We start from the raw sequence: 15,830 nt of genomic DNA, 5'->3' as shown, positions 1-15,830 counted from the left end.
TGGGCAATTGTGAGGTTTGCACGCTGTTGCTACTTGGTATTCATTACCGTTTAAAGTCACAGTATTTGATGGGGATTCAGTGCCACCAGTTAAGATCCATGATGGGAGATCGTTGTTTTTTACAACTTGTTGGAGTGCTGTTTTAGTATTTGCATCACTAGCTAACTTACTGATAGTTAAATCGTTGCCAGCATGAGCATTGGCTGCGATGAAAAGAGCTGCGATGAGTGTTAATTTTCTAAGCATGTTAATAATCCTTTGTGTGTTTAAAGGTTATCTGGTTAGTGCCAAATGTTGCAAAACCAAATTCTAGAATAATATGGTGTTAATTTAAATAAAAGTTACATAGAAGCTAATCTGACCCCGGATGGGTGGTTTTTTTATATCTGGAGAAATGTAAATGGCTCAGTCCAAGACCAAAATGAACAATTTAAAGGTGGCGTAAATAATCAGAAAATTGCTTTATTCAGTACTTAAATTAATAGACTTGGGAGTATAGGCAAAAATTTTTGTTAGAAGGAATAGCTAGTAACGGAAAAGGTTCTATCTCGTGTTCTTATCGGTTTGAAGGGAGGTTTAGCTTCACCGGCGATTGTGTAACACTAAATCGATAGATGAATTTTATTGAAACTGGTTATATATATTTCATTGCAATGTAACTTGGAGTGTATATGAACAGAGCATCATTATCTAAAAGTTCTCCTGATGCGTATAACAAGCTGATTGAGATTAGCAATCATATTGATCAGCAAGCAGTATCATTAGGAATGGAAGAAGGGTTTATTCATCTACTTAAATTGAGAATATCTCAGATTAATGGATGTGCTTTCTGCGTGAGGCTTCATAGCCAAGATGCTCAAAAATGCCATGTTAATATTGATAAAATCGCATTGGTCGCAGTGTGGGAAGAGGCTGATTATTTTTCTGAAAAAGAAAAGGCCGCATTCTTATTGGCTGAATCAGTCAATATGGTTCATTCCGGTCATATTCCTAATGATATTTATAAAAAAGCTGCGGAATACTGGAACGATGAGCAACTAGCATTAATTGAATGGATATCTATCATCATTGGTTCTTTTAATCGCATCGCTATCGCGAGTCGTTATAAAGTGAAACCGTAAGTCTCTAGCCAAATCACAGGTTAATATTAGTGATACTTGTCCTATATTTACAATAAGTAAAGTGACTTCATTTTCAATCTACGTGACACTGGACTGTGCGTATTAATCAGCTAATGGAGTAATGACTTATGTTCCCAGAGTATCGTGATTTAATCTCGCAGCTTCGTCAGTCAGATCCGGATTTTAGAGCCTTATTTAATCGGCATAATCAACTCGATCATGAAATAGCCAGACTGGAGCATCCAGACAGAAGTGGGTATGGCACTGATGTTATAGAGTTAAAAAAAGAAAAACTGCGCCTTAAAGAAGAGATTCATCAAATATTGAAAAACCCACCAGAACTGAGTTAACTCGATAGATTACGACAATTCATAGCCTCGCCAAGTGTGGGGCTTTTTATTGATTTCATTAGAAGCAATTTGCACTTAATCCTATAGGCGGAACTACTTAGCTAAGATAGTGTGTCTAAAAAGGAGAATATATATGCCTGTATTTAACCCAATAGAAATGATTGCAGAAGCGATGATGGGCACTATCAGCATGATTGCAACACCTGTGGAATACCTACTTTATAGTGGAAAAATAGCGGAAATATTTATGATGAGTGTATTTTATATTCAATACTAAAAAGTAAACCCATCAAAAAACGATACTTAGCATAAAGTGAAAACTAGGAGCTTTATGCTAAGAGGATGACATAAATATTATTGTTCTGGTTTTAAATACGCGTCGAGCAGTGTTCGAAGCTCAACATCTAATACGGAGCTTAGTGCAATAAGATGCCCAACATATATCGAGGAGGAACCATCTTCATATCGGGAATATGCGCGCTCTGAAACTGAAATGGCTTTAGCTATCTCGGTGACCGTTATTTGACGAGCGAGACGCTGTTCTTTGATGAATTGTCCTAAAGAGAGGTTGTTAAGTTTTCTTTCGTTCATCGGTACAGCCCTAAAATTAGTGGTGGACAATAAATAACATAGATATGTTAAACGTTAATAGGGAAGCATCTGCATTTTGGTAATGATAGGATAATTTTATGGTAATTATCCTAATGTATGGAAACTCGCTATTACTGGTTTTTTAGTGCATATTTAACCGCACTCTGCGCATGAATTGCTGTGGTATCAAAGATGGGAACGGAAGTATCATCGTCATTTACCAGCAAGGTTATTTCGGTACATCCAAGAATAATACCTTCAGCGCCTTGTTCAACGAGTGATTTCATGATGCGTTGATACTCGGTTCGTGAAGTCTCAGAGATAACCCCTAAACACAACTCATTATAGATAATATCGTGAACGATTTTTCTGTCTGCCTCATTTGGTGTTACCACTCTTAAGTTAAATTTATCAATCAGCCGATCTTTATAAAAAGCTTGCTCCATGGTAAATGCAGTACCTAACAACCCAATAATTGTAATACCTGATTGTACTATTTGTTCACCTGTTGCATCTGCAATGTGAAGGAGAGGAAGGTGGGATTTTTCTTCGATTTGTGGGGCGACTTTGTGCATGGTATTTGTACACAAAACCAAAAAATCAGCGCCGGCCGCTTGTAAGCTCATTCCTGCTTTTACTAAATGGTCGGCAGCAAGATCCCATTGACCGTGAGATTGAAAATATTCAACTTCAGCAAAATCAACGCTGTATAAAACAATCTTAGCGGAATGTAACCCTCCAAGTTTCTGCTTAATACCTTCATTTATTTGTTGATAATAGAGTTGGGTTGATTCCCAGCTCATTCCCCCGATAAGTCCAATCGTCTTCATTTATAAGTACCTTATATGTGTTGTTTTCTTACTATACTGAGCATATTTATGGGGAGTCAATCCGTTAATATCAGTTTTTATCGATAATATAAATAAAGCCGAGATTATTTTTAACTGATATTTATCTTACTAGTTTTAATATTGAAATTATCTTTCTGTAATTAATAACATATTAGAGGTTTATTTTATTATTACTCTTGGTGAAATTGATTAGTAACGTACTGAGACTGTTCAGTAAATCTTCATTAAATAATATTTTATTGCTGCTATACTACTAAAGTTACTTATTTTATTTTTTAGATAATGCGGGAATAAAATAAACCTAGTGACCTACACTGACTATTTTTTTGATGTTCGGTTTATGAATTTAAATTTTTTAGTTAAGGAGTTTATGATGGTAAGTAATAACCAAGCTCGTCGTTTATTAGGGATGCCGTTTAAGTTAAGTCGTTCTAAGCGTAATATTCAAGTTTCTGTAATTGCAAAGGAAAATGCTACGGCTTTACCTGAAGAGCTAAAAGATAAGCCGTTTGTTGCGGTACAGAAAAATAAAGCCACAGAAAAGAAAACCTATCACTCTATCAGCGTATTTTATCCGGAATATATCTAAGTTAATTTCCGGGTAAGATGTGACCCTCTAGATAGGCTAGAGGGTTTAAGTACTGCAATAATAAACCTCTTCATATACCCATATCTTTTTTTGAATTATCTGATGGTATTTTAGCATTGGAATGGTTCATGATCATTCAGTGATTTTTTGTGATCGCCACTAAGTTTCTATCTATTAAAGAAAATAAAATAGTGTGATAGTCATATTCTCTCGATAAAATCGAAATCGAGGATAATGATAAATACAACTAAAATGGATATGTGTAGATGAAATTATGCCAATGGATGCTATTTTTTTGTTTTCTATTTATAAATGGTTGTTCAACACAATTTAAAACTGACGATGAGTCAAATAAGCTGAAATTTAGTATTCAGCATGCAAACACGATCCCGATTAAGGATTCAATTGAAACATTGACGGTGGCAGATATGTTGCCTGGAGATATCCTTCTATCTTCAGCTACGGGGATGAACTCGTGGGGGATCCGCTTATTTAGCGTGAGCGGGGTGAGTCACGCCTCTATTTATTTAGGTTTTGGTCAGGTGGCAGAATCGGTTGGGAGTGGGGTCAGAATTATTCCTCTCGACCAAGCAATCACAGATTCTAATAATATGGTTGTATTACGGCATAACTTATTGACGTCATTTCATGCAGAAAAACTGCGTGAGTTTTCTACTGTTAATGATGGAGGTAAATACAACATGAAAGGGATCATCATGATTGCGCCGTGGATGCTGACAAAGCGCGTCTGTGAATTACCGTTGATTGGACAGACTATCCGTAATTTTTGTCTTAAAACACTGGCTACAGTGCAATTAGGGGATGATATTGAACAAGCCAACGGCTTCTTTTGTTCGCAGTTTGTCCTAGATGCGTATAAATATGCCGGTGTGCCGCTATTTGAGGGGAACTCATCATGGATTACACCTGCTGATATTTTGCATATGCGTTCAGGGGACGTACCTACCTTTATGCCAACAGAGCGTTTAACTTATGTTGGGCATTTAAAAAACTGGAGCTTTGGAGGCGCTATCCTCAATAAATGACGGATATTGCAGGTTAAGTTTTGATGAAATATTGCTTGCCAATAAAATAAAAAAAAGGCCAACTCAAATGAGTTGGCCAGCTAAACTGGAAGCAATGTGAGCAATGTCGTTGTGAAAAGACCGAGTAATTCACTCAACTATTCACGAGATAAAAGATAACTATTCTCATTTAAGAAATCAACCCCTTTTTTCATATAACTATTAAAATTTTTTATCCCACCGAAAATCTAAAAAGTACTTAAAAAACAAACTGATTAATGGTTTTATTGGTTCGTTTTACTACAATCTCATTTAACTCTGGCGAAAAATATTTAACATTTTTTGCTTTTTCTCCGAGTGCTGAAGTGAATTTAGATGCTGATAAAGGAATAATGTTGTGAATTTGTAGCCGGAGATCTCATTTATCTTTTGAGATAAGAGACATTTACGTACAGTTGATTATAATTTTACTGTTAATGTTTATTCGATAATTTATCAGGAGGGCTTATGTACAAAACGATTTTGGTCCCTATCGATCTCACTGAAGAAGAGTTGACCAGTAAAGCGGTTCGTCATGCGGTAAATTTAGCGAAACAATCTGGCGCAAAAATTCATCTGATCCACGTATTGCCTATCTCTTCGGCGATTATAAATGCGTATGCGTTGGGTTATATGGAAATTAAAGACCGAGCGACAGTGAAAGCAGAAGAAGACATGAAAATGTTGATGGATTCGATCGATCTTCCTCATGATGATGTCAGTTACACTATCACGTTTGGTTCACCTCGTGATGAAGTGATTAACACCGCAAAGGATATTAATGCTGATATTATTGTGATTGGTTCTCGCCGTCCAAATATTACGACCCACTTGTTAGGTTCCACAGCGGCAGGAATTGTTCGCTACGCAGAAACATCCGTACTGGTTGTTCGTTAATTTATTCTTTTTTAAAACCTATGCAATGAAGTTTCCATAATGTTGCATAGGTTTTTTTATGTCGTTTACAAGATCATTGTTAAATTGGCATATCGGTATGGATTGAGTAGGATTTTTATGGAGAAATTCACTAAAGAATTAATGCGCATGGAGCATTTTGTTTTGCGAGTTCTGCGTTTTTATTTTTTAGCGTTATTAGTGTTTTTTATTGGCTTACTGCCTGGGATTATTGGTTTTTATTTTATTGAAGGGCATTCGATAATGGAATCTATGCTAAACGCATTATCAATGCTGAGTGGTCAAGCGATTGAGCCTGCACCAATCACCCAAACAGGCCGTTTCTTTATCGCTATTTATGGTTTATTTTTACAAAGTGTATTCATTATTAGTATTGGCTTAATCGTCACGCCATTTATTCATCGAATATTACATAAATGGCATCTAGAAGAGGATTAGATTGAATAAGTTGCCAAATGTTGTGATTATTTTACTGAATTGATTGTCAGATTAGTAAACCAGTTCACGACATTTTCATTTTATTCAGACTATACTTTTCTTGGCAAAACAATAACCATTAAACCGCTATCTCATCTATTCAAAAAACGAATAAATTGAATGAGAGATACATCCTTGAGAGGGGCTTATATGAATAAAACTATTTTGGTTCCCGTTGATATTTCTGAAGATGCATTGACCGATAAAGCGTTAAAGCAAGCCATTCATTTAGCAAAAATGGATAACGCTAACATTCATCTATTTCACTCAGTGCCGGATGTTTCAAGATTTTCGATGAGTTATAGCTATCATTATGATTTGCTCACCTCATTTACGAAAAAGGCTATTGAACGTTCGGAAGAACAGCTGGTTGAACTGGTTAATCACATTGTGAAAGATATGGATTTCCCCGCGGATAGGATCTCTTATAAAGTGGAGTTCGGTTCGCCAAGAGAAAAAGTATTAGACGAAGCTGAGAAAGTTCATGCCGACCTTATTGTGGTTGGCTCACGTAACCCAAGTATTTCAACCCACTTATTAGGTTCGAATGCTTCAGGGATCGTCTCTTATGCAAAAATATCCGTTTTAGTCGTAAGATAGTTTTATTATTTAATACACAGACTGGATTCATAAAAAAGACCTGAGCTATCAGGTCTTTTTCTTTGGAGCAATTAGGATTTATTGACAGTTTCTTTTGCCTGCTCAATAGCTGTTAATGCCTGGCCGCATGCTTGCTCTTGCGTATCCTCAGGATAACTTGCGAGGGTTTTCCTAGCGTCTTCTAATTGCGACTTCATTAATGCGATTTGTTCACTCGCATTAGGCTCGTTTTTATATTGTTCTTCCGCTTGTTGAACTAGCGCATTCATTTCTTTGAAATATTTGTCACAAACTTGTCCTGCATTTGCATTCAATACAGTCAGCGAAACAAATAGGCCCAATGCAATTGGCAGAATATTCTTCATTATATTTTCACTTTCAAAAGTCATATTTCGGCCAGCATAGCATCCCATTTTTTAAAAAGACATCGGCCAATGATGAATATTTCAATGCGTTTTAATTTTTATCAAATTAATCATACCAATATTAAAGGAAGTGGCTATAGCATAAATTGCAAACTATAAATGAGAATCATTCTTGACTGCCTGCAATGATAAAGTGTACATTTCAGTACACTTTATTGAGTTAACAACCCAACGTAAGGAATGATAATGAATAACAGTATTATGATTAATACTCAGAGCTGGCCTGTCTGCGCGATGAATACGTTTCCAACGTCAATGGTGGAAACTCAGTCATGGTTATCGGAACTTGAGCAATTATTAGCGAAAAAGACCCCGTTTGTTTTAATTTATCCACCTATGGAACAGAAAGGGAAACCAACAGCAGAAGATATGGAATGTATGAAATTTGTGCGTCGGTGGTTGAAAGATGGAAGAGAGACGATGGCAGAATATTGTCGAGCAATGGTGATCACGTTACAGCCAGATGGGGGGGATAAAGATGAAATGGAGCGCACTGCACCTGTTATTTCATCTCTGTATGGGTCTGAAGTTTTTTTAGTGGAAAGCTCTCAAGCTGCGCAACAGCGAGCCACTGAAATTTTAAATGGGCTATGATTTACTAGCACTAATTTTACGAATATAGCTAGCGATGATATCCACGGAAAGCCCGATTTGTTGATGGATAAATTCATCGCTAGGTTTAAAGTTTTCGACACAGAAGGTTTTGATAAAAACATCCGCTTTTAGCATCTCTAGATAACGGGATGAAATACTTAACAGTGTGGCTTTATCGACTTTGACAGTCGGAATTTGTGCAAGCTTTTCGGCAAGGCGCTGATAGCTTTGCACGGGGCCTTGTTCGAAAAAGAGTTGGCTAATATCAGGGAAGCGGTTGTATTCACCCAATATTAGGCGATATAGCCCGATAGATTGGGGTTTAATCACATTGACTAAAAAACGCGAACCATAAAACGATAATACCGCTTCTATGTTGTTTAAAGGCGGCTCTTTATGGTCTGGTTCGGTAAAAATATCGTCTATCATATGTGCCACGACTGCGGCAAATAAGCCTTCTTTATCTCCAAAGTTTTTATATAACGTCGACCGGGAACCACCCGCGCGTTCGATGATCATATCTAATGTCGTGCCTTCAAAGCCGTATTGCAGAAAAATATCCGCTGCAGCCATAATAAGTGCTTGATGGCGGCGCTGTCCTTTTGGTGTTTTGGCTGAACTTGTTTGGTTCATGAAATCAATTTCCTAACAAAATGGCGGCACGGGACTAAATTATCTGAAAGAGGTCATAATTCAGTTTGTTATTTTCCTCTATGATGTATATGAATATTATCATGTTTAAATCAATATCTGAATTTTTGTCAAATCCTTGGGGGAGAGAATGAAGGATTGCATAGCGGATGAAAAAACGCAGGAAGAAGAAATGCTTGTTGATACACAGAGAGAAATTACAAAGCTGTGTATTGAATGCGGTTTGCTGCTATTACAGCATGGCGCTGAGAGTATGTTGGTTGAGCAGTTAACAACACGTTTAGGCATCGCTTTGGGCGCTAGTCAGGTAGATAGTGCAATTTCATCTAACTCACTCGTATTAACCACAATCATCGATGGGCGTTGTTTAACATCGACTCGGCGGATTATTGGCCGTGGCATTAATATGCATGTGGTGACAGAGGTTCAGCATGCAGTGATCCTCATTGAACACCATTTACTTGACCGCAAACAACTACAAAAAAAATTAGCAGGCATCAAGCCACTACGTTATCCCCGCTGGCTAATGGTGGTGATGGTGGCGCTTTCTTGTGCTTGCTTCAGTTCCCTTAACGGAGGTGGTTGGGAAAGTGCGTTGATCACCTTTATGGCGAGTGGCTGTGCGATGTATATCCGGCAAGTGTTAACATCTCGCCAGATTAACCCATTGATTAACTTCTGCATTACAGCATTTGTCGCGACATCCGTTTCGGGTTTATTACTCAAAGTGCCCTATTTAAATGTGACTGAAACCATTGCGATGGCGGCAAGCGTGCTGTTGTTAGTTCCCGGATTTCCATTAATTAATGCGGTGGCGGATATGTTCAAAGGCCACGTGAATACAGGAATTGCTCGTTGGATGATGGCCAGTTTATTAACGCTGGCAACCTGTATCGGCGTTGTATTGGCGATGATCATTTGGAATCTGAGGGAGTGGGCCTAATGTTTTTCATTGAGCTAATTGAGAAAATGGTCTTAGCGGCTGTCCCTGCTGTCGGTTTTGCAATGGTGTTTAATGTGCCAGTGAGGGCATTGAAATATTGCGGGTTATTAGGCGCGATTGGTTATGGTTCACGAATGATTTTAATGTCGCTGGGATTGCAAATTGAATGGGCGAGTTTTCTTGCTGCGATTTTAATTGGCATGATAGGGATTCAGTGGTCGCGTTGGTGGCTGGCTCATCCGAAAGTTTTTACTGTTGCAGCGGTTATTCCTATGTTTCCGGGGATCAGCGCCTATATCGCAATGATTTCTGTGGTGAAAATTTCTCAATATGGCTATACCCCAGAGTTAATGGAAACGCTGGTTACTTATTTTTTAAGGGCATCTTTTATTGTCGGTGCGCTCTCTATCGGCATTTCGTTACCTGGGTTGTGGTTATATCGCAAAAAGCCAAGTGTTTGATACTCACAAAGGTTTTACTGCTAGAACCCTTTGAGCAATAAATCACGCAATAGTGAAAGCGTTAGTTGATAGTGATTAACGCTTTTTGTTCGCCAAGCTTGTTATCTATTCTTTATATATTATTGCACAAATTCCGATATTGCTTTTGATGTAATAAAATTGAGTACCAATTGATATCAAAAAGACTTATATTTCATCCAACTAGCGAGTATACATAGCTCATTCAGCAATTTTTGCATGAATAACTTACGTGTTGTATTTAATAAATTGCTTTTTTTCTTATCAATGGTGTTATTTTGAAACAGATTTTTTATTTTTCGCGCATGATCATTGCGTTAGTATGTTTTTCCTCATTATTTATCTCTTCCGTTTATGCTGCACCGAACAATTTCACTGAAGCGAAAACGTCCAGTAAAAACCTCGTTTATGGTGATCAAAATCATCAGGGACAAGGAACGCTATATTGTGGCTGTGAGTGGGAATGGGCAGGTAAAAGTGGTGGGCAAGTTGATTTAGCCTCATGCGGCTACCAAGTGCGTAAGCAGCAGAGCCGTGCTGAGCGTATTGAATGGGAACATATTGTTCCTGCTTGGGTGTTTGGTCATCAAAGACAGTGCTGGCAAAAGGGAGGACGCAAAAATTGCGTTTCAACTGATCCGGTATTTTCTCGAATGGAGGCAGATATGCATAACCTCGCGCCTTCAATTGGAGAAGTGAACGGTGACCGCAGTAATTGGAGCTATGGTCAGTTACCTGCAAATGCGCCTTATTCTTACGGTGCATGTCGTAGTCGCATTGATTTTAAACAGAAAATCTTTGAGCCACGCGACGAGGTGAAAGGGCAGGTTGCTCGGGTCTATTTCTATATGCATGACCGCTATAATTTATCCATGTCACGCCAACAGCAGCAGTTATTTATGGCGTGGGATAAACAGCATCCGGTGGATGAATGGGAACAAAAACGTGATCAGCGCATTGCTAAAGTGATGGGGCACCATAACCCATTTGTGACGGGCGAAAGAGTATGGAGTTTAGGGCACAAAAATAGCGGCGATGGCTTAAATATGAGTGATAAGCCCAGCGAAAAACTCCCTCAGCCTGTACCTCAATCCTCCCCAAACAAGGAAAGCGAGACGCAGGTAAAAGGTAACCGTAATTCAAAGAAATATCATTTATCCCACTGTTCAGGGTTCAAAACCTTGTCGGATAAAAATGCTGAATTATTTGCCAATGAATCCGAGGCGCAAGCTGCAGGTTATCAGCTTGCGGGTAACTGCAAACCGCGTTAATCAAATGTAAGCTGTAATAATGCAATAAAGCAGGTGGGTTATTGCAGCTTTTATATGATATTTCTCACATTTTATCTGATAGATACGTGAATTTACACATTTTTTGTTAATTTAAAGTTGTCATTCAAAAAAAACTCGCGCTATATTTATTGTATGGAAACGTTGTAGGTTGATGATATTCGGGCCAATGCAATACTTTGTCGTGAGTTCGAGTATTTTTTATATTGTCATAATATTGTCATACAGATTCTTTAGTTTACGAGTATCGCCTGTATAGGAGAAACTAATGAGAACTAGGTGTTTGTTAATCAATGTGCGAGACCGGTTACCACTCCATCATGAAACTGACATGATGAGATTGCTAACCGGTTTTTTTATACCTGAATTATCAACCAGTGTTACACAAGAGCTTGAAGGGAGCTCCTCTCTGTTTTGAATAGTTCGTCATCTGAATTGACATCATCGATACCTGGAAGGGTTAATACTATGAGTAGACAGAAAGCTGCAACAAAAGCACGTCGTGAGATGAAACGTACATCACGCAAAGACCGTTCAGGGAGGTATGATATGAACAATGTTACCTCCTTCGCTGAATTTACAGGCATTGAGCCGATAGGTATGGCGAAAGAACGTCGCGATGAAACTCCAATAGCACCACGTAATGAAGCCCAGAAGCTCTATATTAATTCCATCAAGCACAAGCAGTTAATTTTCGCTAACGGTGAGGCAGGGTGCGGGAAAACTTATATCAGTACTGCATTGGCTGCGGATGCCTTGATTAACAAGGAAATTAGCAAAATCATTGTCACGAGACCCGTGTTGCAAGCGGAGGAAGATCTTGGTTTCTTACCGGGAGATATGTCTGAAAAGTTCGCGCCTTATTTCCGACCTGTTTATGACGTATTAATGAAGCGATTAGGCGCTTCGTTCCTACAGTATTGTTTACGCCCTGAGATAGCTAAAGTCGAAATAGCGCCATTTGCTTATATGCGTGGTCGCACATTCGAAAATGCGATTGTTATCCTCGATGAAGCACAGAACGTCACAGTCACTCAAATGAAAATGTTTTTAACTCGTTTGGGTGAGAACGTAACGGTAATTGTGAACGGAGATGTGACTCAATGTGATTTACCAAGCGGCGTTCAGTCAGGTTTGGGGGATGCTTTACAGCGCTTTAGTAGCGATGAAATGGTCTCGATGGTCAATTTCACAATTGATGATTGTGTGAGATCCCAGCTGTGTCACAAGGCCCTGCTGGCTTACAATGACTAATAACTAGTTTAACTAGCTACACAGGCTAATTAATGCATGAAACTGCCCCAGTATAGGGGCAGTTTTTTATTAGTCGTCAGGGTTGTCCATGACGGCGTGACGTTCATGATGATAACCTTCCTCATCATAGCCATATCGCCAGTAAGGAATTGCGTAGATATCATCGCGACCAAAACCTTTCTCACGTCGAATATAACGGCGTAATTCACGGATAATTTGGTCTTCGCCAGCAATCCAAAAGCCCACATCGGACTCTGGAATATCCCAAGATTTAAAGGTATTAATCAGATTGGTGGTTTGGCTAATGTCTCCGCAGATCCAATCAATTTCGATGCTAGCTGGCTTGGTTAACTCGCGAATATCCGCTTGGTGGTCAAGGCGTAAAACGACGCGTCCCGTTGCTGTAGCAGGCATTTTTTCCAGTAACGCCGCAATCGCAGGTAAAGAGCTTGAATCACCCGCCATAAAGTAATGTGCGCGGATAGGCAGTAGTGGGTCAGGCCCTCCTGGATTAGTGATCCCCAGCCAATGACCTGGTTTTGCATCACGGGCAAACAGATAAGCAGGGCCTGTCACCCCTTCATGCATGGCAAACTCAATATCGATTTCGTTGAGCTCAGGGCGAATAGCGCGAACGGTGTAAGTGCGTACAAAAGGGCGCGGCTTATCTTCTGGCCAGCTACGTCCTTTTTCAGTAAGGAAAGGAAGCGCGGGTTGGCTTTGATGGTCAGGGGCAATAAAAATTTTGAGATGACCACCTTCACACTCCTCTGGGTAACTGGCTAATTTTTCACCCGTAAATGTGATGCTGCGGATAGAAGGGCTGATATCGACAATGGATTTAACTTGAATAAGCTGTGGGGGCGCTGGGCGGTAGATATTTTTTTCAACAGTCTGTTCACTAGCCACTAACCGTCTCCTTTCTTAATGATAATATTATTATATGTTAATTATTATCATTATCATATCATGAATGTTTATAGGAAAACTATTCAAAAGATGCAGGATTATTGAGCGTCTAATTATAAACATGCCGCAGCATTTTAATGCTGCGGCAAAGGGCTTACTTCACTTTCATGCCAGCGGCGGTCATCAACAATCTAAATAAGGAAGAGAATGCGAATAGTGCCAATACGCTTCCTAACCAAATTGCTGCCATCCAACCGAGTTTCTTCCACCAAGGTGAACTGGCGGTTGTATCAGTGATAGCCTTGATCTGGGGTAATTTTTCCTCTGAAGACATAGTAACTCCAATAGGTATAAACCAAAATAACAGGGATGATGAACAGAGCGCCAACCAGCATAAAACCTAAGCTTTCTGAAGGGCCAGCTGCATCGCGGAAGGTAATTGCTGGTGGAATTAAACTTGGCCAAATGCTGATGCCTAATCCTGTAAATCCTAAGAAAATCAGCATGAGTGCAGCGAGAAATGGCACGCTATCGTAACGTTGACGTTTGGCGCTTTTTAAAATGATCCACACACAGCCGAGCACTAATAAAGGAACGGGTAAGAAGAAAAACAGGTTCGGCAAACTAAACCAGCGTGCATAAACCGCGTCATTCAACATGGGGGTCCACCCGCTTATCACGCCAATCACCGCCAACATGACCAGTGTTAATGGGGTTAACACGCGATACATGGTTTTGCGCAGGTGTCCTTCCGTTTTCATGATCAACCAGCCACATGCCAGCAAGGCATAAGCGACGACTAAACCGAATCCACAGAACAGAGGGAAAGGTGCGAACCAGTCAAAATAACCACCCATATACACACGGTTTTCAACGTGGAAGCCTTGAATAAACGCGCCAATCACAATTCCTTGAGAGAATGTGGTAAGAATCGAGCCCCAAATAAAGGCGTGATCCCAGCGGCGGCGATGAGACTCATCGGCGCGGAAGCGGAACTCAAAGGCGACCCCACGAAAAATCAATGCTAGCAACATAAAGGTAAGAGGGATGGATAGCGCATCTAAAACAATGGCATAGGCTAATGGGAATGCTCCAAATAGCGCCGCACCACCAAGCACTAACCATGTTTCGTTACCATCCCAAACCGGTGCCACACTGTTCATCATCAAATCTCGGTCTTGGCTCTCTTTTAGAGCTGGGTACAAAATACCAATACCTAAGTCAAAACCATCCATCACGATATACATCAACATACTAAAAACGATGATGACAAACCAAATTAGTGGTAAATCAATGCCCATGAGTTGCCTCCTCGGAGATACCTTTACGAATTAATTTCATCATGTACATGTAGCCGATCCCAAATACGCCGCCGTACACCACAAAGAAGGCTAGCAAGCTCACGCTCATGTGCATTTCACCATGGGCGCTCACGGCATCTGCTGTACGTTGTAAACCGTAGACAACCCAAGGCTGGCGACCGATTTCGGTGGTAAACCAACCGGCTAAGATGGCGATTAACCCTGATGGCGCCATGACGAACATAAAACGCAGGAACAATTTAGTGTCATACAGTTTTTTACGTGAACGCAGCCACAGTCCCCAAACACCCGCAGCAATCATCAACATGCCTAAGCCCACCATTACGCGGAATGACCAGAACACCATAAACACATTCGGTCTATCTTCAGGCGGAAACTCTTTAAGGGCAGGAACTTGTTTGGTAGTGCTGTGCGTCAAAATCAGGCTCGCCATGTAAGGAATTTCAATGGCATATTCGGTTTTTTCTTTTTCCATATTAGGAATACCGAAAAGGATCAGCGGGGTGGCTTCGCCAGGTTTATTTTCCCAGTGACCTTCCATTGCCGCGACTTTAACAGGCTGATATTTTAGGGTATTTAACCCGTGAGCATCGCCGATGAAAGCTTGGACTGGCGCTAAAATCAGGATCAACCACAAGGACATGGAGAACATTTTCTTCATGGCAGAGGATTTATTGCCTTTGAGTAAATGCCACGCGCCGGATGCACCAATGAAAAACGCCGCTGCCAAGAATGCCGCAGTGGTCATGTGGAGTAAGCGGTATGGGAATGAGGGGTTAAAGATCACCGCTAACCAATCAACAGGGACAATTCGCCCATCGATAATTTCAAAACCTTGAGGTGTTTGCATAAAGCTATTGGATGCAAGGATCCAGAAGGTTGAAATGATGGTGCCGAGTGCAACCATGCACGTCGCAAAGTAGTGAAGCTTTTCGCCCACGCGGTTCATACCAAATAGCATGACACCGAGGAAGCCAGCCTCTAAGAAAAAGGCGGTGAGCACTTCATAGGTTAAGAGTGGGCCGGTGATGCCACCTGCAAAATCCGAGAAGAAACTCCAGTTAGTCCCAAATTGGTATGCCATCACCAATCCAGAAACGACACCCATACCGAAATTGACGGCAAACACTTTTGACCAAAAATGGAACAATTTTATATAGTCAGTATCGCGGGTTTTGAGCCATAAACCTTCGAGAACTGCCAAAAAACTGGCAAGCCCGATGGTGATGGCAGGGAAGATAATATGGAACGATACCGTAAACGCGAATTGAATACGGGCAAGCTCCAGCGCAGTTAGTCCAAACATATTGACCCCTGAATGGAATTGATTTCGACACGCCACATTTCCAGCCATTGCGAAGCAATTGTGGGCTGTTCCTTAGCAATAAATAATTGATTTCACTGGA

General features: G+C 40.2%; 22 protein-coding genes. 13 read left to right on the top strand and 9 right to left on the bottom strand.

Going from position 1 to position 15,830, the window contains the following annotated elements:
* Positions 1–246: Ivy family c-type lysozyme inhibitor (locus tag PR799_RS01245; protein WP_272521066.1), on the bottom strand; the 246-nt coding region annotated here is incomplete at its 3' end.
* Positions 247–671: 425 nt separating this feature from the next.
* Between PR799_RS01245 and PR799_RS01240 the strand changes: the two genes are divergently transcribed.
* The 3 genes from PR799_RS01240 (at position 672) to PR799_RS01230 (ending at position 1,748) form a co-directional block, all read left to right on the top strand.
* Positions 672–1,121 carry a carboxymuconolactone decarboxylase family protein gene (locus PR799_RS01240; protein ID WP_272521065.1) on the top strand — a complete coding sequence of 150 codons (450 nt, stop codon included), beginning with the start codon at positions 672–674 and terminating at the stop codon, positions 1,119–1,121.
* Positions 1,122–1,249: 128 nt separating this feature from the next.
* Positions 1,250–1,471, top strand: coding sequence for a YdcH family protein (locus tag PR799_RS01235; RefSeq protein ID WP_108478997.1), 222 nt, complete (start codon positions 1,250–1,252; stop codon positions 1,469–1,471).
* Between the two features lie 133 nt (positions 1,472–1,604).
* Positions 1,605–1,748, top strand: a complete 144-nt coding sequence (locus tag PR799_RS01230; RefSeq protein ID WP_272521064.1) for a hypothetical protein — start codon at positions 1,605–1,607, stop codon at positions 1,746–1,748.
* A 77-nt stretch (positions 1,749–1,825) separates the two neighbouring features.
* On the opposite strand, the gene PR799_RS01225 is transcribed toward PR799_RS01230, so the two are convergent.
* Complete coding sequence (locus tag PR799_RS01225; RefSeq protein ID WP_272521063.1) at positions 1,826–2,062, bottom strand: helix-turn-helix domain-containing protein; 237 nt, start codon at positions 2,060–2,062, stop codon at positions 1,826–1,828.
* Positions 2,063–2,193: 131 nt separating this feature from the next.
* Positions 2,194–2,892, bottom strand: a complete 699-nt coding sequence (locus tag PR799_RS01220; RefSeq protein ID WP_154627978.1) for an aspartate/glutamate racemase family protein — start codon at positions 2,890–2,892, stop codon at positions 2,194–2,196.
* Between the two features lie 391 nt (positions 2,893–3,283).
* On the opposite strand from PR799_RS01220, the gene sra reads away from it, so the two are divergent.
* The 5 genes from sra (at position 3,284) to PR799_RS01195 (ending at position 6,558) form a co-directional block, all read left to right on the top strand.
* Positions 3,284–3,502 carry a stationary-phase-induced ribosome-associated protein gene (sra, locus tag PR799_RS01215; RefSeq protein WP_230088637.1) on the top strand — a complete coding sequence of 73 codons (219 nt, stop codon included), beginning with the start codon at positions 3,284–3,286 and terminating at the stop codon, positions 3,500–3,502.
* 266 nt (positions 3,503–3,768) lie between these two features.
* Positions 3,769–4,548 (top strand): YaeF family permuted papain-like enzyme, encoded by a 780-nt coding sequence (locus tag PR799_RS01210; RefSeq protein ID WP_154627979.1) that lies wholly within the window; start codon positions 3,769–3,771, stop codon positions 4,546–4,548.
* Positions 4,549–5,034: 486 nt separating this feature from the next.
* Positions 5,035–5,463, top strand: a complete 429-nt coding sequence (locus PR799_RS01205) for a universal stress protein (protein ID WP_006660028.1) — start codon at positions 5,035–5,037, stop codon at positions 5,461–5,463.
* A 117-nt stretch (positions 5,464–5,580) separates the two neighbouring features.
* The gene (locus PR799_RS01200; protein ID WP_036954745.1) at positions 5,581–5,919 is read left to right on the top strand and encodes a hypothetical protein; all 339 of its coding nucleotides are present in this window, start codon (positions 5,581–5,583) and stop codon (positions 5,917–5,919) included.
* Positions 5,920–6,108: 189 nt separating this feature from the next.
* Positions 6,109–6,558, top strand: coding sequence for a universal stress protein (locus PR799_RS01195; protein WP_154627980.1), 450 nt, complete (start codon positions 6,109–6,111; stop codon positions 6,556–6,558).
* A gap of 71 nt (positions 6,559–6,629) precedes the next feature.
* On the opposite strand, the gene PR799_RS01190 is transcribed toward PR799_RS01195, so the two are convergent.
* Positions 6,630–6,947, bottom strand: a complete 318-nt coding sequence (locus tag PR799_RS01190) for a DUF5339 domain-containing protein (RefSeq protein ID WP_272521062.1) — start codon at positions 6,945–6,947, stop codon at positions 6,630–6,632.
* 222 nt (positions 6,948–7,169) lie between these two features.
* Between PR799_RS01190 and PR799_RS01185 the strand changes: the two genes are divergently transcribed.
* Positions 7,170–7,577, top strand: a complete 408-nt coding sequence (locus PR799_RS01185) for a hypothetical protein (RefSeq protein ID WP_230088639.1) — start codon at positions 7,170–7,172, stop codon at positions 7,575–7,577.
* Here the strand turns inward: PR799_RS01185 and PR799_RS01180 are convergent.
* Entirely contained in the window at positions 7,572–8,210 is a 639-nt protein-coding gene (locus tag PR799_RS01180) for a TetR/AcrR family transcriptional regulator (RefSeq protein ID WP_154627981.1), read from the bottom strand. The genes PR799_RS01185 and PR799_RS01180 overlap by 6 nt on opposite strands.
* A 148-nt stretch (positions 8,211–8,358) precedes the next feature.
* On the opposite strand from PR799_RS01180, the gene PR799_RS01175 reads away from it, so the two are divergent.
* From PR799_RS01175 to phoH, 4 genes are all read left to right on the top strand, one after another.
* The gene (locus tag PR799_RS01175) at positions 8,359–9,171 is read left to right on the top strand and encodes a threonine/serine ThrE exporter family protein (protein WP_272521061.1); all 813 of its coding nucleotides are present in this window, start codon (positions 8,359–8,361) and stop codon (positions 9,169–9,171) included.
* A complete protein-coding gene (locus PR799_RS01170; RefSeq protein WP_080675670.1) occupies positions 9,171–9,632 on the top strand; it encodes a threonine/serine exporter in 462 nt (153 codons plus the stop codon). The genes PR799_RS01175 and PR799_RS01170 overlap by 1 nt, the downstream gene beginning before the upstream one ends.
* A gap of 323 nt (positions 9,633–9,955) precedes the next feature.
* The gene (locus PR799_RS01165) at positions 9,956–10,921 is read left to right on the top strand and encodes an endonuclease (protein ID WP_442959899.1); all 966 of its coding nucleotides are present in this window, start codon (positions 9,956–9,958) and stop codon (positions 10,919–10,921) included.
* 486 nt (positions 10,922–11,407) lie between these two features.
* The gene (gene phoH / locus PR799_RS01160) at positions 11,408–12,193 is read left to right on the top strand and encodes a phosphate starvation-inducible protein PhoH (protein ID WP_154603958.1); all 786 of its coding nucleotides are present in this window, start codon (positions 11,408–11,410) and stop codon (positions 12,191–12,193) included.
* A 69-nt stretch (positions 12,194–12,262) separates the two neighbouring features.
* On the opposite strand, the gene PR799_RS01155 is transcribed toward phoH, so the two are convergent.
* The 4 genes from PR799_RS01155 to PR799_RS01140 all read right to left on the bottom strand — a co-directional run bounded on the left by PR799_RS01155 (position 12,263) and on the right by PR799_RS01140 (position 15,730).
* Complete coding sequence (locus PR799_RS01155) at positions 12,263–13,102, bottom strand: siderophore-interacting protein (protein WP_272521059.1); 840 nt, start codon at positions 13,100–13,102, stop codon at positions 12,263–12,265.
* A 154-nt stretch (positions 13,103–13,256) separates the two neighbouring features.
* Positions 13,257–13,436, bottom strand: a complete 180-nt coding sequence (locus PR799_RS01150; RefSeq protein ID WP_272521058.1) for a DUF2474 domain-containing protein — start codon at positions 13,434–13,436, stop codon at positions 13,257–13,259.
* A complete protein-coding gene (gene cydB, locus PR799_RS01145) occupies positions 13,393–14,403 on the bottom strand; it encodes a cytochrome d ubiquinol oxidase subunit II (protein WP_272521057.1) in 1,011 nt (336 codons plus the stop codon). The genes PR799_RS01150 and cydB overlap by 44 nt, the downstream gene beginning before the upstream one ends.
* The gene (locus PR799_RS01140) at positions 14,393–15,730 is read right to left on the bottom strand and encodes a cytochrome ubiquinol oxidase subunit I (protein WP_272521056.1); all 1,338 of its coding nucleotides are present in this window, start codon (positions 15,728–15,730) and stop codon (positions 14,393–14,395) included. Before PR799_RS01140 ends, cydB begins: the two co-directional genes overlap by 11 nt.
* Positions 15,731–15,830 lie beyond the last annotated feature (100 nt).

It is taken from the genome of Providencia sp. PROV202 (assembly GCF_028479565.1).
GTDB lineage: Bacteria > Pseudomonadota > Gammaproteobacteria > Enterobacterales > Enterobacteriaceae > Providencia > Providencia zhijiangensis.
The sequence above is the reverse complement of the archived record's forward strand: the minus strand, read 5'-3'. Positions and strand labels throughout refer to the sequence as shown.

Excerpts from the sequence above, each read along its gene's own strand:
- PR799_RS01185 (WP_230088639.1), top strand. The coding sequence starts at position 7,170 with ATGAATAACAGTATTATGATTAATACTCAGAGCTGGCCTGTCTGCGCG.
- sra (WP_230088637.1), top strand. The coding sequence starts at position 3,284 with ATGATGGTAAGTAATAACCAAGCTCGTCGTTTATTAGGGATGCCGTTT.
- PR799_RS01195 (WP_154627980.1), top strand. The coding sequence starts at position 6,109 with ATGAATAAAACTATTTTGGTTCCCGTTGATATTTCTGAAGATGCATTG.
- PR799_RS01240 (WP_272521065.1), top strand. The coding sequence starts at position 672 with ATGAACAGAGCATCATTATCTAAAAGTTCTCCTGATGCGTATAACAAG.
- PR799_RS01235 (WP_108478997.1), top strand. The coding sequence starts at position 1,250 with ATGTTCCCAGAGTATCGTGATTTAATCTCGCAGCTTCGTCAGTCAGAT.
- PR799_RS01170 (WP_080675670.1), top strand. The coding sequence starts at position 9,171 with ATGTTTTTCATTGAGCTAATTGAGAAAATGGTCTTAGCGGCTGTCCCT.
- PR799_RS01225 (WP_272521063.1), bottom strand. The coding sequence starts at position 2,062 with ATGAACGAAAGAAAACTTAACAACCTCTCTTTAGGACAATTCATCAAA.
- PR799_RS01200 (WP_036954745.1), top strand. The coding sequence starts at position 5,581 with ATGGAGAAATTCACTAAAGAATTAATGCGCATGGAGCATTTTGTTTTG.
- PR799_RS01210 (WP_154627979.1), top strand. The coding sequence starts at position 3,769 with ATGAAATTATGCCAATGGATGCTATTTTTTTGTTTTCTATTTATAAAT.
- phoH (WP_154603958.1), top strand. The coding sequence starts at position 11,408 with ATGAGTAGACAGAAAGCTGCAACAAAAGCACGTCGTGAGATGAAACGT.
- PR799_RS01180 (WP_154627981.1), bottom strand. The coding sequence starts at position 8,210 with ATGAACCAAACAAGTTCAGCCAAAACACCAAAAGGACAGCGCCGCCAT.
- PR799_RS01175 (WP_272521061.1), top strand. The coding sequence starts at position 8,359 with ATGAAGGATTGCATAGCGGATGAAAAAACGCAGGAAGAAGAAATGCTT.
- PR799_RS01165 (WP_442959899.1), top strand. The coding sequence starts at position 9,956 with ATGATCATTGCGTTAGTATGTTTTTCCTCATTATTTATCTCTTCCGTT.
- PR799_RS01205 (WP_006660028.1), top strand. The coding sequence starts at position 5,035 with ATGTACAAAACGATTTTGGTCCCTATCGATCTCACTGAAGAAGAGTTG.
- PR799_RS01230 (WP_272521064.1), top strand. The coding sequence starts at position 1,605 with ATGCCTGTATTTAACCCAATAGAAATGATTGCAGAAGCGATGATGGGC.
- cydB (WP_272521057.1), bottom strand. The coding sequence starts at position 14,403 with ATGGGCATTGATTTACCACTAATTTGGTTTGTCATCATCGTTTTTAGT.
- PR799_RS01220 (WP_154627978.1), bottom strand. The coding sequence starts at position 2,892 with ATGAAGACGATTGGACTTATCGGGGGAATGAGCTGGGAATCAACCCAA.
- PR799_RS01140 (WP_272521056.1), bottom strand. The coding sequence starts at position 15,730 with ATGTTTGGACTAACTGCGCTGGAGCTTGCCCGTATTCAATTCGCGTTT.
- PR799_RS01150 (WP_272521058.1), bottom strand. The coding sequence starts at position 13,436 with ATGTCTTCAGAGGAAAAATTACCCCAGATCAAGGCTATCACTGATACA.
- PR799_RS01190 (WP_272521062.1), bottom strand. The coding sequence starts at position 6,947 with ATGACTTTTGAAAGTGAAAATATAATGAAGAATATTCTGCCAATTGCA.